Annotated in this window: 15 protein-coding genes; 12 read left to right on the plus strand and 3 right to left on the minus strand. The window is 75.1% G+C overall.

Features of this window, described 5'->3' with window-relative positions:
- The first annotated feature begins 104 nt into the window (after positions 1-104).
- Positions 105-983: a GNAT family N-acetyltransferase gene (locus tag LN042_RS30680; RefSeq protein ID WP_230054720.1), complete on the plus strand. Its 879-nt coding sequence runs from the start codon at positions 105-107 to the stop codon at positions 981-983.
- Between the two features lie 59 nt (positions 984-1,042).
- A complete protein-coding gene (locus LN042_RS30685; RefSeq protein WP_230054690.1) occupies positions 1,043-1,612 on the plus strand; it encodes a GNAT family N-acetyltransferase in 570 nt (189 codons plus the stop codon).
- Here LN042_RS30685 and LN042_RS30690 read toward each other — a convergent pair.
- Both LN042_RS30690 and LN042_RS30695 read right to left on the minus strand, forming a co-directional pair.
- Complete coding sequence (locus LN042_RS30690; protein ID WP_230054691.1) at positions 1,585-2,508, minus strand: aminoglycoside phosphotransferase family protein; 924 nt, start codon at positions 2,506-2,508, stop codon at positions 1,585-1,587. The two genes, LN042_RS30685 and LN042_RS30690, sit on opposite strands and share 28 nt — an antisense overlap.
- An 82-nt stretch (positions 2,509-2,590) precedes the next feature.
- Positions 2,591-3,724 (minus strand): ferritin-like domain-containing protein, encoded by a 1,134-nt coding sequence (locus tag LN042_RS30695; RefSeq protein ID WP_230054692.1) that lies wholly within the window; start codon positions 3,722-3,724, stop codon positions 2,591-2,593.
- A 256-nt stretch (positions 3,725-3,980) separates the two neighbouring features.
- Between LN042_RS30695 and rimP the strand changes: the two genes are divergently transcribed.
- The 10 genes from rimP (at position 3,981) to LN042_RS30745 (ending at position 16,184) form a co-directional block, all read left to right on the plus strand.
- On the plus strand, positions 3,981-4,529 hold the full coding sequence (gene rimP / locus LN042_RS30700; protein WP_230054693.1) for a ribosome maturation factor RimP: 549 nt from the start codon (positions 3,981-3,983) through the stop codon (positions 4,527-4,529).
- A 2-nt stretch (positions 4,530-4,531) separates the two neighbouring features.
- Entirely contained in the window at positions 4,532-5,545 is a 1,014-nt protein-coding gene (gene nusA / locus LN042_RS30705) for a transcription termination factor NusA (RefSeq protein ID WP_230054694.1), read from the plus strand.
- An 80-nt stretch (positions 5,546-5,625) separates the two neighbouring features.
- Positions 5,626-5,919, plus strand: coding sequence for a YlxR family protein (locus LN042_RS30710; protein WP_230054695.1), 294 nt, complete (start codon positions 5,626-5,628; stop codon positions 5,917-5,919).
- A gap of 191 nt (positions 5,920-6,110) precedes the next feature.
- Positions 6,111-9,179 carry a translation initiation factor IF-2 gene (infB, locus tag LN042_RS30715; protein ID WP_230054696.1) on the plus strand — a complete coding sequence of 1,023 codons (3,069 nt, stop codon included), beginning with the start codon at positions 6,111-6,113 and terminating at the stop codon, positions 9,177-9,179.
- Between the two features lie 139 nt (positions 9,180-9,318).
- Positions 9,319-9,615 carry a DUF503 domain-containing protein gene (locus LN042_RS30720; protein WP_101380358.1) on the plus strand — a complete coding sequence of 99 codons (297 nt, stop codon included), beginning with the start codon at positions 9,319-9,321 and terminating at the stop codon, positions 9,613-9,615.
- Between the two features lie 162 nt (positions 9,616-9,777).
- Positions 9,778-10,224, plus strand: coding sequence for a 30S ribosome-binding factor RbfA (rbfA, locus tag LN042_RS30725; protein WP_230054697.1), 447 nt, complete (start codon positions 9,778-9,780; stop codon positions 10,222-10,224).
- Positions 10,225-10,226: 2 nt separating this feature from the next.
- Entirely contained in the window at positions 10,227-11,318 is a 1,092-nt protein-coding gene (locus LN042_RS30730; protein WP_230054698.1) for a DHH family phosphoesterase, read from the plus strand.
- Positions 11,319-11,338: 20 nt separating this feature from the next.
- Positions 11,339-12,244 carry a tRNA pseudouridine(55) synthase TruB gene (gene truB, locus LN042_RS30735; RefSeq protein ID WP_230054699.1) on the plus strand — a complete coding sequence of 302 codons (906 nt, stop codon included), beginning with the start codon at positions 11,339-11,341 and terminating at the stop codon, positions 12,242-12,244.
- A gap of 144 nt (positions 12,245-12,388) precedes the next feature.
- Positions 12,389-15,181: a serine protease gene (locus LN042_RS30740; RefSeq protein WP_230054700.1), complete on the plus strand. Its 2,793-nt coding sequence runs from the start codon at positions 12,389-12,391 to the stop codon at positions 15,179-15,181.
- Positions 15,182-15,245: 64 nt separating this feature from the next.
- Positions 15,246-16,184 (plus strand): bifunctional riboflavin kinase/FAD synthetase, encoded by a 939-nt coding sequence (locus tag LN042_RS30745; RefSeq protein ID WP_230054701.1) that lies wholly within the window; start codon positions 15,246-15,248, stop codon positions 16,182-16,184.
- A 67-nt stretch (positions 16,185-16,251) separates the two neighbouring features.
- Here the strand turns inward: LN042_RS30745 and LN042_RS30750 are convergent, their stop codons facing one another.
- Positions 16,252-18,354 (minus strand): MinD/ParA family ATP-binding protein, encoded by a 2,103-nt coding sequence (locus tag LN042_RS30750; RefSeq protein WP_230054702.1) that lies wholly within the window; start codon positions 18,352-18,354, stop codon positions 16,252-16,254.
- Positions 18,355-18,406: the final 52 nt, after the last annotated feature.

Genomic DNA, 18,406 nt, shown 5'->3' on the forward strand with positions numbered 1-18,406 from the left:
GCTCAAGCTGGCCGAGGAGATGCAGGCGGACGGCGTCGCCGCCGGCGCTCCGACCGTGATCGCCGCCGACTGACGACGAGTGGGACGCCGTGCTCGACCGAGGCATGATCCTCCCGGGCGCACTGCAGGCCGCCCGCTCGCTGGCCGCCACCCGGGTGCTGGACGCCGCCGACCTGGCGGCCGCTCTTGAGGTGCTGCACCGCGACCCGGTGGCCAACGCCTTCGTGGCCACCCGGGTCGAGGCGGTCGGCCTCGACCCGTGGCGGCTGGGCGGCGAGATGTGGGGCTGGTACGACCAGCAGGGCCGGCTGGAGTCGCTCTGCTACGCGGGCGCCAACCTGGTGCTGATCAACGCCGGCCCGCAGGCCGTGCGGGCCTTCGCCGAGCGGGCCCGGCGGCAGGGCCGGCGCTGCTCCTCGATCGTCGGCCCGGCAGGCCCCACCGCCGAGCTGTGGGCCCTGCTGGAGCGCAGCTGGGGTCCGGCCCGCGAGGTCCGTGGCCACCAGCCGCTGATGGCCACCAGCGAACCGGCCACCGGGGTGACCCCCGACCCGCTGGTCCGCCGGGTCCGCCGCGACGAGCTCGACCTGCTGATGCCGGCCTGCGTGGCGATGTTCACCGAGGAGGTCGGGATCTCGCCGCTGGCCGGTGACGGCGGACTGCTCTACCAGGCCCGGGTGGCCGAACTGGTCACCACCGGACGGTCCTTCGCGCGGATCTCGGAACGGGGCGAGGTGCTCTTCAAGGCCGAGATCGGTGCCGTCACCAAGGGCGCCTGCCAGGTCCAGGGGGTCTGGGTGGCCCCCGACCACCGCGGCAGGCGGCTCTCCGAGACCGGCATGGCCGCGGTGCTGGAGATCGCGCTGCGCGAGGTGGCCCCGGTGGTCAGCCTCTACGTCAACGACTACAACCTGCCGGCCCGGGCCGCCTACCGCCGGGTGGGCTTCCGCGAGGTCGGTGCCTTCATGTCGGTGCTCTTCTGATCGCTCCTTCTCGCCAATGTCGCTGCTTCCCGGGCCGGTTCAGGAGTAACGTCCCGGGCATGGAGCAGCTCACCGAGGTCACCGTGCAGCCGATCGACCTGGCGGCCTGGGCGCCGTACGCCCTGGAGGTCCAGGCGCAGGCCTTCGGCCTGTCGGCGCAGGAGGTCGCGGTGCGGCTGCACATCGTCGGGCGGCACGCCCAGCAGCCCGGGGTGCTGGCCTTCGGCGCGCTCGTCGGGGGCCGGCTGGTCGGCTTCGGCTACGGCATGCCCAACCGGCGCGAGCACTGGTGGAGCACGGTGATCGAGCCGCACCTGGAAGCCCGCGGCTACGGCGACTGGCTGGACGACGTGTTCGCCGTCACCGAGTTGCACGTGCTGCCCGAGTACCAGGGTCGCGGCCTGGGCACCACCCTGATCCGCACCCTCTGCGAGCGCTCCGGGCTGCCGCGCAGCATCCTCTCCGCGATCGACGCCGAGACCCCGGCCCGGCGGCTCTACCGCTCACTCGGCTACCGCGACCTGGCCCGTGCCGTGCACTTCCCGAACACCGACCGACCGTACGCCGTGATGGGTGCCCGGCTCCCGTTGCTGGACAGGCCCTACAGCGCGCCGGCGAACTCCAGGTAGCGCTCCGCGCCGGCCCGGTCGCCGGTCGCCAGCGCGGTCAACCCGGCGGCCACGGCCCGGAACAGCGTCCACCCGCGCAGCCGGTCCGCGTCGACCTCGACCGCCTCGGAGAGCTGCTGCAGCCGGCGCCGGACGGCGCCCTGCGGGCTGGGCGCGGCGACCAGCGTCTCCTTGCGGTCCTGCGCCAGCCAGGCCAGGTCGTAGGCCCGCTCGCCGACCAGCGGCTGCGGGTCGATGGCCAGCCAGGGCGCCCGGTCGGCGGCCAGCACGTTGCCGTGGTGGAAGTCGCCGTGCAGCAGCACCCGTTCGTCGCCGGAGTCCAGCAGCCCGGCGGCGGTCTCCAGCGCCTCGTCCAGCAACTGCCGGGCGTCCAGCCGGTCGGCGGTGCCTCGGTGCTCGCCCAGCCAGGCACTGCGCTGCGCCACCTGCTCGGCCACCGGTGTGAACCGGTGGCCGTCCGGCGGCGCCGTCCAGAGCCGGCGCAGCAGGCTGGTCGCCTCCAGCATCGCCTTGGCCTCGGTCAGCGAGCGCAGCGGGATGTCGCCGTGCAGCCGCTCCAGCAGCAGGAAGCCCTCGGCCGGGTCGGCGTCCAGCAGCAGGACGGCGCCGCGGCCGGCCCAGTGCGTCAGCGCGGCGGGCTCCTGGGCGGTCTCCGGGGTGACCAGGCCGGCCTTGAGCACGGCGGGGGAGTTGTCGTCGCGGCGGACCAGGCAGACCAGGCTCAGCCGGCCGCCCGGATCGGCCACCCGGTCCAGGGTCAGCCGCTGCTGGTCCAGGTGCCTGGCCACCCGGTCGGGCAGTGCGGCGAGCCACCGCTCCCCGGCCGCGCCCTGGCGGGCGACGACGCCCTGGCGCAGGCGGTCCGGAATGGTGAGCTGTCCTGCTGCTTGCGCCATGCCGGCCTTCCGTGGGTGCTGCCACCGTTGTCTGCCGCCCATTGTCGGCCATCGGTCCGGCGCGGTCGGGTAGCCGCGCAGCTCAGCGTGGTGCGGTGGACGGCTTGTCGGTGGCGGTAGCGGCGGCCGCGGTGCCGGCCGGCACGCCGGGCAGCGGGCCGGGCGTGCCGCCCCAGTGGGCGCACTGCAGCACCGCGGTGGAGAGCGCGGCGGCGGCCCGGGCCCGCAGGTCGCCGGCGGTGGCCGCGACCAGGTCGCCGTAGACCGCGGTGAGCCGCTGCTCCACCTCGGCGGCCAGTCGTCCGGCGGCGGTGGCGTCCGGCACCGGGAACGGCAGCCGGTAGCCGGGGGCGGCGGCGGTCGGGGTGGCGCCGGCGCCGGTGAGCAGCCGGTCCCAGGCGTCCCGGCGGGCCTGGTGGGCGGCGTAGCAGCTGCGGGCGTCGTCCCGCCCTGGGCCGGGCGGCAGTTTGGCGCCCACCACGCCGAAGGCGTAGACGGCTGCGTGCTCGGCGGCCAGTGCCTCCTGCAGGGCGGTGACGGCGGTGGCCGACGGCGCATCGGTGGCGCCCGGTGAGGCGGTGGCGCCCGGTGTGCCGGAGGCCGACGGTGCGGCGGAAGCCGGCGCGGTCGACGGCTGGTCGGCGGGCGCCGGCAGCGGGGTCCGGTCGCCCAGCCGGACGGCCCGCAGTGCACCGGCCGCCGCCACCGCCGCGAGCAGCCGGGCGAGCTCGGGCGAGGCGGTGGACAGGTCGGCGAGCCGGGCCATTGCGGTGCTCCTCTCGGCGGCGGCCAGCCCGGCGGCCCCGCCGGGGGAGCCGCTGGGCGAACCGCCGGGGGGACCACTGGGCGAGCCGCTCGGTGAGCCGCTCGCACCGGACGCCGCAGCGCTCGGCGAACCGCTCGCCGCCGCGCTGCCGGGCAGCCCGGCGGCCAGCGCGGCCCGCTCGGCGGTCACCTCGGTGCGCAGCTGGTCCAGCGGAGCCCCGCCGCCGGCCGCCGCCGGCACCGCCGCGTACTGGACGAGCAGCGCGTCCGCGCCGGCCACCGCCCGGGTGCGCAGCGGCAGGTCCGGATCGGTTTCGGGAGCCCCCGCCCGGTCGTGCGCCTTGCCGCCCGCCCCGGAGCCCGCGCCCGAGCCGGCGGTGCAGGCGGTCAGCAGGCCGGCAGCGGCCAGCGCCCCGGTGGCCAGGAACGTCCGCCGGCTGGGCGACTGCATCGACGTGCTCCCCCGTGATCGGGCGGGAGCCCCCGGAACCCCCGCTGCAGAGACATGAGTGTGGGGGCGCCGCGATGCGAACAGCACACGGTGAAAGTGTCGTGCCCACCCGGACGGACGCTACCGTTCGAATGGCTGTGCGCCTAGGCGGGGCTCGCCGCCGGGCACCGGAATCGGCGGTTGGGCGGTCGACCCGATAGGCTTTGCCCGAGTTACGACCTCTGACAACAGCAGACGCGGCCGAGGAGTCACCCGGATGAGCACCACCCCCACCGATCGGCTGCGTGCCCTGTTGGAGCCGCTGGCCGAGCAGGCGGGCCTGGATCTTGAGGACATCAAGCTGACCCAGGCAGGCAGCCGCCGCCAGCTGCAGATCGACGTGGACGCCGAGGGCGGCGTGGACCTGGACGCGATCGCCGAGTTCAGCCGCGAGGTCGGCCAGGCGCTGGACGCCGGCGACCTGATGGGCAACTCGGCCTATCTGCTGGAGGTCGGTTCCCCGGGCGTGGACCGCCCGCTCACCGCGCCCCGCCACTGGCGCCGCAACACCGGCCGGCTGGTCAAGGTGCAGCTCGTCGAGGGCGGCGAGCTGGTGGCCCGGATCCTGTCGGCGGACGAGGACGGCGCCCTGGTCGAGGTGCAGCCGGTGAAGGGCCGCGGCCGCCCCAAGGAGCGCAGGCTGGAGTTCACCGAGGTGGCCAAGGCGCGGATCCAGGTCGAGTTCAACCGCAAGGAGGACGAGCAGCTGCTGTCCGACGAAGAGACGGACGGGCAGCCGCTCGCCGAGGAAGAAGAGGAGGCGTAGCCGTGGACATCGACATGAGTGCCCTGCGTGGGCTGGTGGCCGAGAAGAACATCCCGTTCGACCTGCTGGTCGAGTCGATCGAGTCGGCGCTCCTCATCGCCTACCACCGGACCGAGGGCTCGCGCCGCCGCGCCCGCGTCGAGCTGAACCGCAAGACCGGCCACGTGACCGTGTGGGCGCTTGAGGACGCGAGCGAGCTGGAGGAGGGCGCCGAGCCCAAGGAGTTCGACGACACCCCGAGCGGGTTCGGCCGGATCGCCGCCACCACCGCCAAGCAGGTGATCCTGCAGCGCCTGCGGGACGCCGCCGACGACCAGACCTTCGGCGAGTACGCGGGCAAGGAGGGCGACATCGTCACCGGTGTCGTCCAGCAGGGCAACGACCCGAAGAACGTGCTGGTGGACATCGGCAAGCTGGAGGCGATCCTGCCTCCGCAGGAGCAGGTCCCCGGCGAGGAGTACAAGCACGGCACCCGGCTGCGCAGCTACGTGGTGGCGGTGCGGCGCGGCGTCCGCGGCGCCTCGGTCACCCTGTCGCGCACCCACCCCAACCTGGTGAAGAAGCTCTTCGCCCTGGAGGTGCCGGAGATCGCCGACGGCTCGGTGGAGATCGCGGCGATCGCCCGCGAGGCCGGCCACCGCACCAAGATCGCCGTGGTGTCGCGCCGCCCTGGTCTGAACGCCAAGGGCGCCTGCATCGGCCCGATGGGCGGCCGGGTGCGCAACGTGATGGCCGAACTGCACGGCGAGAAGATCGACATCGTCGACTGGTCGGACGACCCGGCCGAGATGGTGGCGAGCGCGCTGTCCCCCGCCCGGGTGACCAAGGTCGAGATCGTCGACCTGCAGCAGCGCTCGGCCCGGGTGATCGTGCCCGACTACCAGCTCTCGCTGGCGATCGGCAAGGAGGGCCAGAACGCCCGACTGGCCGCCCGGCTGACCGGTTGGCGGATCGACATCCGTCCGGACACCGATGGCGGGACCGAGGGCTCGGACGGGGAATCCAGCTCGCGTTAGTCGTGTTGTCGTAACAGAATCGCGGCCCTGCCCTGATCGGTGGGGCCGCGTTCAGTCCCGGTTGAGGGGTAGACTTGAAGATGTCCGGCCGGACGCGTGTCCGCGCATGCCCTGAGCGCACTTGCGTGGGCTGCCGCAAGCGAGCGGCCAAGCACGAGCTGTTGCGTGTCACGGCGGTCGAGGGCGTCTGCGTCCCCGACCCCCGGGCCACGTTGCCCGGTCGGGGCGCGTACCTGCACCCCGACTTGGCCTGCCTCGACCTGGCAGTCCGTCGCCGGGCGCTGCCGAGGGCCTTCCGGGCCCACGGTTCGCTCGACACGGATCCGCTGCGTGAGCACGTCGCGGCCAGGGCAGACAGTACCCCGGCGTCCTGAGGGCCCTGGGGGAGAACCACCGTACGGAGCACGGCACGGGCACCCAGGTGTTCCGCGCCACCAGTCAGGTACCTCGCGAGTTGGAAGTAGGTCGAGATTGCGATGAGCACTCGATGAGTACGCGATGAGTACGCCCATGAAGTAGCGACGGTCCGGCGGACGACGACCCCGGACTTATAGACAGGAGCGAAGTGGCTAAGGTCCGGGTTTACGAACTCGCCAAGGAACTCGGCTTGGAGAGCAAGGCCGTGATGGCCAAGCTGACCGAGCTGGGTGAGTTCGTCCGTTCGGCGTCCTCGACGATCGAGGCGCCGGTCGTGCGCAAGTTGACTGACGCTTTGGGAGCTACCCCGCCGTCCGGCGGTGGTTCGGCTGCCAAGCCTGGCCCGCGGAAGCCCGCGGCGCCCACGCCCGCCGGCGGTACCGGCGCGGCGGCCCCCAAGCCGGGGGCGCCCACCCCCACCCCTGGTCCGCGGCCCGCCGCGACCCCGGGTCCCCGTCCGACTCCGGCCGCCTCCGGCCCGCGCCCGGGGGCTCCGACCCCTGGTCCGCGTCCCGCGCGTCCGGCGGCTCCGGCTGCTCCGGCGGCCGAGTTCTCCTCCCCGGCGCCCGCCGGTGAGGCCCCCGCGCGTCCGGCGGCTCCGGCTCCGGCGCCGCGCCCGTCCGGCCCCGCGGCCGGTGGTGCCCGCCCCGGTCCGCGCCAGCCCGGCCCGCGTCCGGGCAACAACCCCTTCACCTCCGGCAGCGCCACCGGCATGGCCCGCCCCGGCGACCGCCGTCCGGCCGCGCCGGGTGAGCGTCCCCGTCCGGGTGGCGACCGTCCGCGTCCGGGCGGTGCCGGTGCCGGTGCCCCGCGTCCGGGTGGCAACGCCCCGCGGCCCGGCGGCCCGGGTGAGCGTCCCCGTCCGGGCGGCAACGCGCCGCGTCCGGGTGGTCCCGGTGCCGGTGCCCCGCGTCCGGGTGCCCCGGGTGCCGGTGCCCCGCGTCCCGACATGCCCCGTCCGGCCGCCCCGCGTCCGGGTGCGCCGAGCCCGTCCGGCATGCCGCGCCCGAACCCGGGCATGATGCCGCAGCGTCCCGGTCCGGGTGCCGGTCCGCGTCCGGGCCCCGGTGGCCGTGGTCCGGGTGGTCCCGGCGGCGGTCGTCCGGGTGCGCCCGGTGGCGCCCGTCCCGGCTTCGCCGGCCGTCCGGCCGGTCCGGGCTCGCGTCCGGCCGGTGGCGGCTTCGGCGGCCCGCGTCCGGGCGGTGGCGCCGGCGGTGGCGGCTTCGGTGGTGGCCCGCGTCCGGGCGGCTTCGGTGGTCGTCCCGGCGGCCCGGGTGCCCGTGGTGGCACGCAGGGTGCCTTCGGTCGCGGCCCGGGCGGTCGCCCGGCGCGCGGTCGCAAGTCGAAGCGGGCGAAGCGCCAGGAGTACGAGGCCATGCAGGCCCCGTCCGTCGGCGGCGTGATGCTGCCGCGCGGCAACGGCCAGACGGTCCGGCTGTCGCGTGGTGCCTCGCTGATGGACTTCGCGGAGAAGATCAACGCCAACCCGGCCGCGCTCGTCTCGGTGATGTTCAACCTCGGCGAGATGGTCACCGCCACCCAGTCGGTGGCCGACGAGACCCTGCAGCTGCTGGCCCAGGAGATGGGCTTCGAGCTGGAGATCGTCAGCCGCGACGACGAGGACCGCGAGCTGCTGGAGTCGTTCGACATCGAGTTCGGTGCCGACGAGGGCGGCGAGGACGAGCTGGCGCCGCGTCCGCCGGTGGTGACCGTCATGGGTCACGTCGACCACGGTAAGACCCGCCTGCTGGACGCCATCCGCAAGTCCAACGTGGTGGCCGGCGAGGCCGGTGGCATCACCCAGCACATCGGTGCCTACCAGGTCGCCGCCGAGGTCAACGGCGAGGACCGGAAGATCACCTTCCTGGACACTCCGGGTCACGAGGCGTTCTCCGCCATGCGTGCCCGTGGTGCCAAGTCCACCGACATCGCGATCCTGGTGGTCGCGGCCAACGACGGTGTCATGCCGCAGACGGTCGAGGCGCTCAACCACGCCAAGGCCGCCGGTGTGCCGATCGTGGTCGCCGTCAACAAGATCGACGTCGAGGGCGCCGACCCGACCAAGGTCCGCGGTCAGCTGACCGAGTTCGGCCTGGTGGCCGAGGAGTACGGCGGCGACACCATGTTCGTCGACATCTCCGCCCGCCAGGGCCTGCACATCGACCAGCTGCTGGAGGCCGTGGTCCTGACCGCGGACGCCTCGCTGGACCTGCGGGCCAACCCGGAGCAGGCGGCGCAGGGCATCGCCATCGAGGCGCACCTGGACAAGGGCCGCGGCGCCATGGCGACCGTCCTGGTCCAGCGCGGTACCCTCCGCGTCGGCGACTCGATCGCGGTGGGCGACGCGCACGGCCGCGTCCGCGCGATGCTCGACGAGAACGGCAAGAACGTCGACGAGGCGGGTCCGTCCCGTCCGGTCCTGCTGCTCGGTCTGACCTCGGTGCCGCGCGCCGGCGACAGCTTCATCGTCGTCGACGACGACCGCACCGCGCGCCAGATCGCCGAGAAGCGCTCGGCCCGCGACCGCAACGCCATGTTCGCCAAGCGTCCGATGCGGATCTCCCTGGAGAACCTGGACCAGGCGATCGCGGCCGGCGGCATCCAGCAGCTCAACCTGATCATCAAGGGTGACGTCTCCGGTTCGGTCGAGGCCCTCGAGGACGCCCTGGTCAAGCTGGACGTGGGCGAGGAGGTCGAGCTGCGGATCCTGCACCGCGGTGTCGGTGCCATCACCGAGTCCGACGTGGACCTGGCGATGGGCTCGGACGCGATCATCATCGGCTTCAACGTCCGCGCCGAGGGCCGTGCCCGCACGGCCGCCGAGCGCGAGGGCGTCGACGTCCGGTACTACTCGGTCATCTACCAGGCGATCGAGGAGATCGAGGCCGCGCTCAAGGGCCTGCTGAAGCCGGAGTACGAGGAGGTGCGCCTCGGCTCCGCGGAGATCCGCGAGGTGTTCCGCAGCTCCAAGTTCGGCAACATCGCCGGTGTCCTGGTCCGCGAGGGCCTGCTGCGCCGCAACGCCAAGGCACGCCTCATCCGCGACGGCAAGGTGGTCGCCGACAACCTCACCATCGAGGGTCTGCGCCGCTTCAAGGACGACGCGACCGAGGTCCGCGAGGGCTTCGAGGCCGGTGTCACCCTGGGGTCGTACAACGACATCAAGGTGGACGACGTCATCGAGACCTTCGAGATGCGCGAGAAGCCGCGCGCCTGAGGCGCTGGCAGAGGTCGGGGCCGGCCGGCGGGAATTCCCGTCGACCGGCCCCGGTCTCGCTGTGTAGGGTTCCTCGACAGCGGCCCCCGCCGCGGCGGGGGGAACTACGAGGCCCTGAGGTCGGCAAGACCTTCCACTCATGTTCGTGGGAACACTCACCTTCGACCTGCTGCTGGGCGATGTGCATTCGCTCAAGGAGAAGCGTTCGATCGTGCGGCCCATCGTGGCCGAACTGCAGCGCAAGTACAGCGTGTGCGCTGCCGAAGTCGGGAACCAGGACCTGCACCGGCGGGCCGAGATAGGCCTGGCGGTCGTCTCGGGCGAGCACCGGTTCGTCACCGAGATCCTGGACAGCTGTGAGCGGCTGGTCGCCGGCCGCCCCGAGGTGCAGTTGCTCTCCGCCAGGAGGCGCTACTACGGCGATGACGATGAATGAGTTCGGGCACGGCGGTGGAACGTCACCACCGTCACACCGACGAGGACGAAGAGCGCTCACACCGCTGGGCGCGGGCCGGTACTTTGGGGCGTGGGCCCCGAAGACCGCGAGTCGATCGTGTCAGTCGACCGCAGTACCGTGCCCACTGCACGAGGAGGCAACGTGACCGACACCGCAAGGGCGCGCAAGCTCGCCGACCGCATCCAGGTGGTCGTCGCCCAGACCCTGGAGCGGCGGATCAAGGATCCGCGGCTGGGCTTCGTGACCATCACCGACACCCGCGTCACCGGCGACCTGCGGGAGGCCACGGTCTTCTACACGGTCTACGGCGACGACACCGAGCGGGAGGCCACCGCGGCTGCGCTGGAGAGCGCCAAGGGTGTGCTCCGCTCGGAGGTCGGCAAGCAGACCGGGGTGCGCTTCACCCCGTCGCTGACCTTCGTCGCGGACGCGCTGCCGGACAACGCGCGGAACATCGACGACCTGCTCGACAAGGTCCGGGTCTCCGACGCGGCGGTGCGCACCGCCGCGGCCGGGGCCCAGTACGCCGGCGAGGCCGACCCGTACCGGGTGCCCGCCGCCGAGCGCGACGCGGACGAGGACGAGTAGTCATGGCCGCTGAGCCGGCGGCGGCCGGTTCGACGAGGGCGTCCGTCACCCCGGTGACGGACGCCCTCGCGGTGCTTCCGGGGCAGCGCGAGCCGGCGCGCGGATGCGGCGGGCCGGGCGGCTTCGAGCCGGAGTGGCGGCGGATCCTGGCGGCCATCGGCCGGGCCCGGACCATCGACCTGATCTGCCACATCACCCCCGACGGCGACGCGCTCGGCTCGTCGCTGGCGGCGGGCCTGGCACTGCGCTCCCTCGGCCACGGGGTGCGGGTCTCGTTCGGCGACGACCCGCAGGTGATCCCGGAGTCACTGGCCTTCCTGCCCGGTCAGGAGCTGATCGTGCCGGCCGCCGCCGTGCCGGACCGGCCCGAGCTGGTGCTCTGCTTCGACGTCGCCGCCGAGGGGCGGCTCGGGCTGCTGCACGACAAGGCGTTCGCGGCCCGGTCCCTGGTGGTCTTCGACCACCACGCCTCCAACCCGGGCTTCGGCACCCACCGGATCATCGACCCGACCGCGCCCGCCACCGCCGTCCTGGTGGACGAACTGCTGCGGCGGCTGCGGGTGCCGCTCGACCAGGAGCTGGCCACCTGCCTCTACACCGGGATCGCCACCGACACCGGCTCCTTCAAGTACGCCGCCACCACACCGGCCACCCATGAGCTGGCCGGCCGGCTGCTGGCCACCGGGATCCGCCACGACCTGATCTCCCGCCGGCTCTGGGACACCGCCTCGTTCGGCTACCTCAAGGTGCTGGCCGCGGCGTTGGACCGGGCCGTCTTCGAGCCCGGTGCCGCCGGCGGGCTCGGCCTGGTGTGGACCTGGGTGCCGTACCAGGACCTGGCGCTCTTCGGCGTCACCGTGGAGGAGATCGAGGGCCTGATCGACATCCTGCGCAAGCCGGCCGAGGCCGAGGTGGCGCTGGTGCTCAAGCAGGACCCGGACGGCACGCTGCGCGGCTCCTGCCGCTCCAAGGGCGCGGTGGACGTGGCCGCGGCCTGCGCCGCGCTGGGCGGCGGCGGGCACACCTCCGCGGCCGGGTTCTCGGTCCGGGCCGCCGTGCCGGAGACGGTGGCCCGGTTCAAGGCCGCTCTCTGACCACAACGTAGAAAGATCTGATGAAGCGCAAAGGCACCGGGCCCGACGGCCTGGTCATCGTGGACAAGCCCGAAGGCATCACCTCGCACGGCGTGGTGGCCCGGATCCGGCGGCTGGCCGGGACCAGGAAGGTCGGCCACGCCGGCACCCTGGACCCGATGGCCACCGGCGTGCTGGTGATCGGGGTCGAGCGGGCCACCCGGCTGCTCGGCCACCTGATGCTCACCGACAAGACCTACGAGGCGACCGTCCGGCTCGGCCAGACCACGATCACCGACGACCGGGAGGGCGAGGTCACCGCGTCCGTCCCGGCGAGCGGGGTGAGCCGGGCCGCGATCGACGCCGAGATCGCCAAGCTGACCGGCCGGATCATGCAGGTGCCGTCCAAGGTCAGCGCGATCAAGATCGACGGCAAGCGCTCGTACCACCGGGTCCGCGAGGGCGAGGACTTCGAGCTGCCGGCCCGTCCCACCACGGTGCACTCCTTCACGGTGCACGGGCTGCGCGAGACGGTGGCCGAGGACGGCACCGCGGTGCTCGACCTGGACGTCACGGTCGACTGCTCCTCCGGCACCTACATCCGCGCGCTGGCCCGCGACCTGGGCGCGGCGCTCGGCGTCGGCGGCCACCTGACGGCCCTGCGGCGCACCAAGGTGGGCCCGTACGACGTGGCGTCCGCGCTGACCCTGGAGCAGCTGGAGGAGCGGTTCTCGGTGTTGCCGATCGGCGCCGCCGCGGCCGCCGCCTTCCCGCGCTGGGACATCGGCGAGGAGGACGCCCGCCGGCTGTCCACCGGGGCCCGGCTCAAGGCCGCCGGGCTGGACGCGGGCGGGCCGATCGCCGTGTTCGGACCGGACCAGACCTTCCTGGCGCTGGTCGAGGAGCAGGGCGGCCAGGCCAAGCCGGTGGCGGTCTTCGTGGGCTGACCCGCCCTGACGTCACCTCACCTCGCCTCACTCGAACGGACGAGCGCGGGGTGTGAACGGGCGTGGTGAAGGGCGCGGGCAGGATGGCCCGCGCCCCGCGCCGGGCAGGCTCCCCGCCGTGAGCACGTGCGGGGAGGCAGCGCGATGACGGATGGCCGACAGCCGGCAGGGACCGGCTCAGCCCTCGACCTGGGTGCCGTGTTGCGGCTGACCGCCCGCCAACTGGCCGGTGCGGCCGCCGGCCCGGGCCGGATCGCCGAGCTGGCCGCGGACCGGGTCGACCGCCCCGACGGGCTGGCCGGCGAGGAACCGGGCACCGCCCTGACCGTGCTGGTGGGCGAACCGGGCAGCGGCCGCAGCACCGAACTGGCCGCCCTGGTGGTGCGCCGGACCGGCGGCGCCCGCCCGCTGCCCACCCTCTGGCTGCGCGGCGCCGACCTGCGCCCCGGCGACGCCACCCTGCTGCCCGCCGTGCGGCGGGCGCTCGGTGACGCGGTGCCGCCGCCCGCCGTGGCGGCCGTCTGCGCCGCCGCAGGACGCCCGCTGCTGGTGCTGCTGGACGGCCCGGAGGAGGCGCCGGCGGTGCTGGACCCCGCCTGGTGGGCCGCCGCCCTGCCCGAGCTGACGGGGCTGGGCGTGCGGCTGCTGGTGGCCTGCCGACCGGAGAGCTGGGAGCCGCCCCCCGGCGTCGGCCCGGTCCGGCTGCACCGCCTCGGCCCGCTGCACGGCGAGGCGCTGGACCGGGCCGCCCGCCGCTACGGGGTGCCGGTGCCGACCGCTGCGGCAGACCCGCTGCGGCTGCGGCTGGCCGGCGACCTGCGCGCCGCCGGTATCACCCAGCAGCCGTGCGACCAGGCCGAGTTGGTGAGCGGCTGGGTCGACCTGCGGTGCCTGCGCGCCGCCCAGCGGATCGCCGAGGAGACGGCCCGCCCCGCCTCGCACCGCAAGGGCGCGCCCGCCCCGGCCACCGCTGCGGTGACCCCCGGCCTGGTGCGCCGACTGGCCGCCGCGGTCGCCGGGCGGCTGCACACGGCGGCCCGCCGGATGCTCGGCCCCGGCCAGGGCGCCCTCAGCCGGGCCGACTTCGCGGAGCTCTTCCCGGTCGGCGGCGGCTGGGCCCGGGCGGTGCTCGCCGAGCGGCTGCTGGTGCCCGCCGGCGACGGCTACCGGCCGGCCCACGAGACGGTCTCCGACTGGCTGCAGGGCCGGCAGCTCGACCTGGACGCCGCCCTCGGCCGGCTGCTCGCCGCGCCACCGCGCCCCGGCCTGCCGCACCACCGGATCGGCGTGGTGGCGGCGGCCCTGGGAGCGGTCGGCGACCGGGGCGGCGCGGCGGCCCTGGAGCCCTGGCTACGCCGCCTCTGGCGGGCCGTCACCGATCCCGCCGCCGGGCCCGAGGCGCGCTGGTGGGCGACCCGGCTGCTGCGCGCCGCGCTGGCCGGCAGCCCGGCGCCGACCGCCCACCGCGCCCTGCTCACCGCGCTGGCCGAACGGCTCGCCGCCGACGGCCCGCACAGCGCCCTGACCGGGTTCGGCCCCGATTTCTGGGCGGGCCTGGCGCTGCCCGATCCGCTCCGCTGGGAGCTGCTGGGCGTCCTGGTCCGGGCCGACGGCCCCGAACAGGCCCACCTCCAGCAGGCCGCCGCCCGGCTGCGCGCCGACGGCCCGGCCGCGCTGCCGCACCTGTGCCGCTGGCTGGCCGACGGCCGCGGCCTACCGGCCCGCCCCGGCGTCACCGTCGCCGACCTGGTGCAGGACCTGCTGTACGCCCACCGGGCGCTCGCCATCGACGAGTTGACGGAGGCGCTGGTGGCGGCGGCACATCCGCGGGCGGACGCGCTGCTGACCGTGCTCGCCGTCGAGGAGCCCTCGGCACTCTGCCGCGCGGTGGACCGCTGGAGCCACGACCCGCGCCCGGAACGCCATGTGGCGGCCGCCGTGCACGGGTTGCGCACCGCGCCGTACGCCGGCCGGACCGGGCGGGAGCTGCTGCGGTTCACCGCACTCACCCTGCTGGCCCGCGAGGGCGAGCCCCAACTGCACGGCGCGGCACTGGCCTTGCTGGTCCGCGATCCGCTCACCCGGTCCGCCCACCTGATGGCGGCCCTGGCCGCCTACGCGGCCGACGACCCGTTCGTCACCCCCGAGGTGCTCGGCCTGGCGCTGGCCAGCCACCCGGCCGCCGTGCTGACCGCCTTCGAGGCCCGGCTCGCCCGGCCCGACGGCGTGCCGGGCCCGGTGCTGCGGGTGCTCGCCGAGGCGGCGCCGCTGCTGGGCGGCGCCAACGCGGCGAGCGCGCTGCCCGACCCGGCGACCCGGCTGGCCGGGCGGCTGCTGCACGGGCACCCCGAGTGGGCCGAGCCGGTTGCCGAATACCTCAGCCGCCGGCTGACCCGGCAGTGCGCCGGGCCCGGCGACCTGACCGCGCTGCTCGGTGCCGCCCCGGGCCTGCGGCCACCGGCGGTGCGCCGGGCGTTCGCCCTGGTGCTGGCGCAGCCCGCGGCCGGCCAGCCGCTGCGCCGGGCGTTCCTGGACCGGCTGCTGGCCAGCGAACGCGACCCTGCGGTGCTCGGCCCGCTGCTGCGGCGGGTGGCGCAGCACGCGGACCGGGAGCAGCCGGAACGCAGCCGGGCGGTGGTGCGCCGGATCGCCGACCTGTGGCCCCGGGAGGACGGCGGCGCGGCCGGGCTCGACGCACTGCTGGTGCGCTGCGCGGGCCACAGCGCCGGGTTCGCCCGGCTGCTCGCCGAATGGCCGCTCGACGCCCGCCCGCCGGCCGGCGGGCCGCGCCTGCGGCGGATGCGGGCCCTGCCGGCCCGCGGCCGGGATCCGCAGTACGCGGCCGCCGAGGCCGAGCGCGCCCCGGTCGTGGCCCTGCCGCTCGGCTCAGGAGGCGTTCCGGTGCCGGGCCGGCTGCGGGCGCATGGCACGCTATAGGGGTTCGAGTCGGAGCGTGCGAGCCCCCAAGCGAGCGGGGCGGTCTGGTAGAGGAGCGGTCAGGGTGCAGCGCTGGCGTGGCCTGGAGGAGATTCCCGGCGACTGGGGACGTAGCGTCGTCACCATCGGTTCCTTCGACGGTGTGCACCTCGGGCACCAGCTGATCATCGACCGGGCGGTCGCCCGGGCCCGTGAACTGGGCGCCAAGGCCGTGGTGGTCACCTTCGACCCGCACCCCAGCGAGGTGGTCCGCCCCGGCAGCCATCCGCCGCTGCTGGCCCCGCAGCCGTTCCGGGCCGAGCTGATCGCGGCGCGCGGCGCCGACGCGGTACTGGTGCTGCCGTTCACCGCGGCGCTCTCCCAGGAGTCGCCGCAGGAGTTCGTGCAGCGGGTGCTGGTGGACGCGCTGCACGCCAAGCTGGTGATCGAGGGTCCCAACTTCCGCTTCGGACACCGGGCGGCCGGCAACGTCGAGCTGCTCGCGGAGCTGGGTCGGGCGGCCGACTTCGAGGTGGAGGTGCTCGACCTCAAGGTGCGCGGCACGGCGGGCGGCGGCGAGCCGTTCTCGTCCACCCTGGTGCGTCGCCTGATCGCCGAGGGCGACATGACCGGCGCCGCCGAGGTGCTCGGCCGGCCGCACCGGGTCGAGGGGCTGGTGGTGCGCGGCGCGCAGCGCGGCCGCGACCTGGGTTACCCGACCGCCAACGTGGACACCGTGCCGCACAGCGCGATCCCGGCCGACGGGGTCTACGCGGGCTGGCTCACCGCGCTCGGCGAGCGCATGCCGGCCGCCATCTCGGTCGGCACCAACCCGACGTTCGACGGTACCGTCCGCACCGTCGAGGCCTATGCGATCGACCGGGTCGGCCTGGACCTCTACGGGCAGCAGGTGGCGGTGGAGTTCCTGGCCTACCTGCGCGGGATGGAGAAGTTCGACACCATCGAGGCGCTCCTCGACCGGATGGCCGACGACGTGAAGCAGGCCCGGGAGCTGACCGCCTGACGGCACGTCGGTGCATGGCGAGGGCCCGCGTCCGGTTCGAACCGGACGCGGGCCCCGCTGGTTCCGCTCACTGCTGCGGCGGCGGCGGGTAGCCGTAGCCACCCTGGGGCGGCTGCTGGGCCCACGGCTGGCCGGTCTGCGGCGCCCCCTGCTGCGGGTAGCCGTAACCGCCCGGCTGCGGAGCGGCCGGCCACGGCCCGCCGGGCGCGGCCGGGTGCCGGCCCCACTGCTGCGGACCGCCCTGCTGCGGACCGCCGGCCGCCTGCTGCTGCCAGGCGGCCTGCTGCGCCTGCTGGGCCCGGACGATGTCCTCGCCGACCAGGGTGGCCAGATCGAAGTACGCCTCGCGGACCTTGGGCCGCATCATGTCCAGGTTGACCTCGGCGCCGGCCGCCAGGCTCTCGTCGAACGGCACCACCACGACGCCGCGGCAGCGGGTCTGGAAGTGCGCCACGATGTCCTCGATCCGGATCATCTTGCTGGTCTCGCGGACCCCGGAGACCACCGTGATGCTGCGCTGCACCAGATCCGCGTAGCCGTGCGCGGAGAGCCAGTCCAGCGTGGTGCTGGCGCTGCTGGCACCGTCCACGCTGGGAGTGGCCACGATGATCAGCTGATCGGCCAGGTCCAGCACCCCGCGCATCGCGCTGTACAGCAGGCCGGTGCCGGAGTCGGTCAGGATGATCGGGTACTGGCGGCCCAGCACGTCGATCACCGCCCGGTAGTCCGAGTCGTTGAACGTGGTGGAGACCGCCGGGTCCACGTCGTTGGCGATGATCTCCAGGCCGGAGTTCATGTCCTGCGAGGTGTACTGGCGGATGTCCATGTAGCTGTGCAGGTGCGGGATGGCCGTCACCAGGTCGCGGATGGTGGCACCGGTCTGCCGCTTGATGCGGCGGCCCAGGGTGCCGGCGTCCGGGTTGGCGTCGATCGCGATCACCTTGTCCTGGCGCTCGCTGGCCAGGGTCGCGCCCAGGGCGGTGGTGGTCGTGGTCTTGCCGACGCCCCCCTTGAGGCTGATCACCGCGATCCGGTAGCAGCTGAGCACCGGCGTCCGGATGATCCCGAGCCGGCGCTCGCGCTCCGCGGCCGCCGCCTTGCCGCCGAACTTCAGCCGCGGCGTCTGGCGCTGCTGCTTGGGCTGGCTGCGCAGCAGGCGGTCCGAGTTGAGCTCGACGGCGGCGGTGAAGCCGAGCGGCGCGCCCTGGGCCACCGGCTGCTGCTGGTTGGGCTGCTGGAACGCGGCGGGGGCCTGCGGCACGGCCTGCTGCTGGCTCGGGTACGGCTGCTGGCCGGGGACGGGCTGCTGCGGGAGCGGCTGCGGCGCCTGCGGGCCGGCGGGGTAGGCGGGGCCCGGCTGCGGCCAGCCGCCGGCCTGGCGCGGGTCCACGGGCGGCTGCGGGGCCGGGGGTTGGGCCGGGCCGGGCTGGGCCTGGTGGGGGTGTGCGGGACCGGGCCCGGCCTGGTGGGGCTGGGCCGGGCCGGGCTGGGCCTGGTGGGGCTGGGCCTGCCACGGGCCGGGCGGCTGGGCCTGGCCCTGGTAGGGACCTGCCGAAGGAGCGCTCGGCGGAGTGGGGAGGCTGTCGGCGACCGGCGGTTGCGGGAGCGGCAGGCCGGACTGCGGAGCACCCGGGTACTGCTGCAGGTGTGGCGGATAGGCGCTGGGCGGGTAGGCACTGTCGGGCTGTCCCGGCTGTCCCGGCTGACCCGGCTGACCCGGCTGACCCGGACCGGTGGGTGACTGCGGCGGGGCCACCCAGAACGACGTCGCCTCGGGTGCGGCCGGTGCCCCCGCGGCACCCGGCCATCCGGGCGTCTGGTCCTGCGGTGCCGTCGGCGGGGCGTCGACCGGGCGCGGCTGCGGGCCGCCGGGCGACGGCGCGGCGGGCGGCGGGGTGTCCGCCACCGGTGCCGCGGGCGGTGCCGGATCGACCGGCACGGCCACATCGGCGGGGGTCGGCTCCGGCGTGGCAGGCGCGGCCGGCGCGGGTGCCGGTGCCGGTGCGGGCGGGGTGGCGGTGGGCGTCGCCGAGGGCGTCACGGTGGACGGGGCCGCCGCCTCGCCCTGCGTGTACCAGGAGGGCGGGGTGTAGTCGGGCGCGTCCGACCAGTCGTCGTCGTCCTCCGCCGGGTTGTCGCCGACGTAGACGCCGTCCCGATCGCTGCTCACCTTGGCTCCCTCGTGTTCGCCGCCGCTCTTCGCGGTGCCGTAGGCACAAGAC

Origin of the sequence: Kitasatospora humi (genome assembly GCF_020907985.1) — a bacterium.
Taxonomy (GTDB): Bacteria; Actinomycetota; Actinomycetes; order Streptomycetales; family Streptomycetaceae; genus Kitasatospora; species Kitasatospora humi.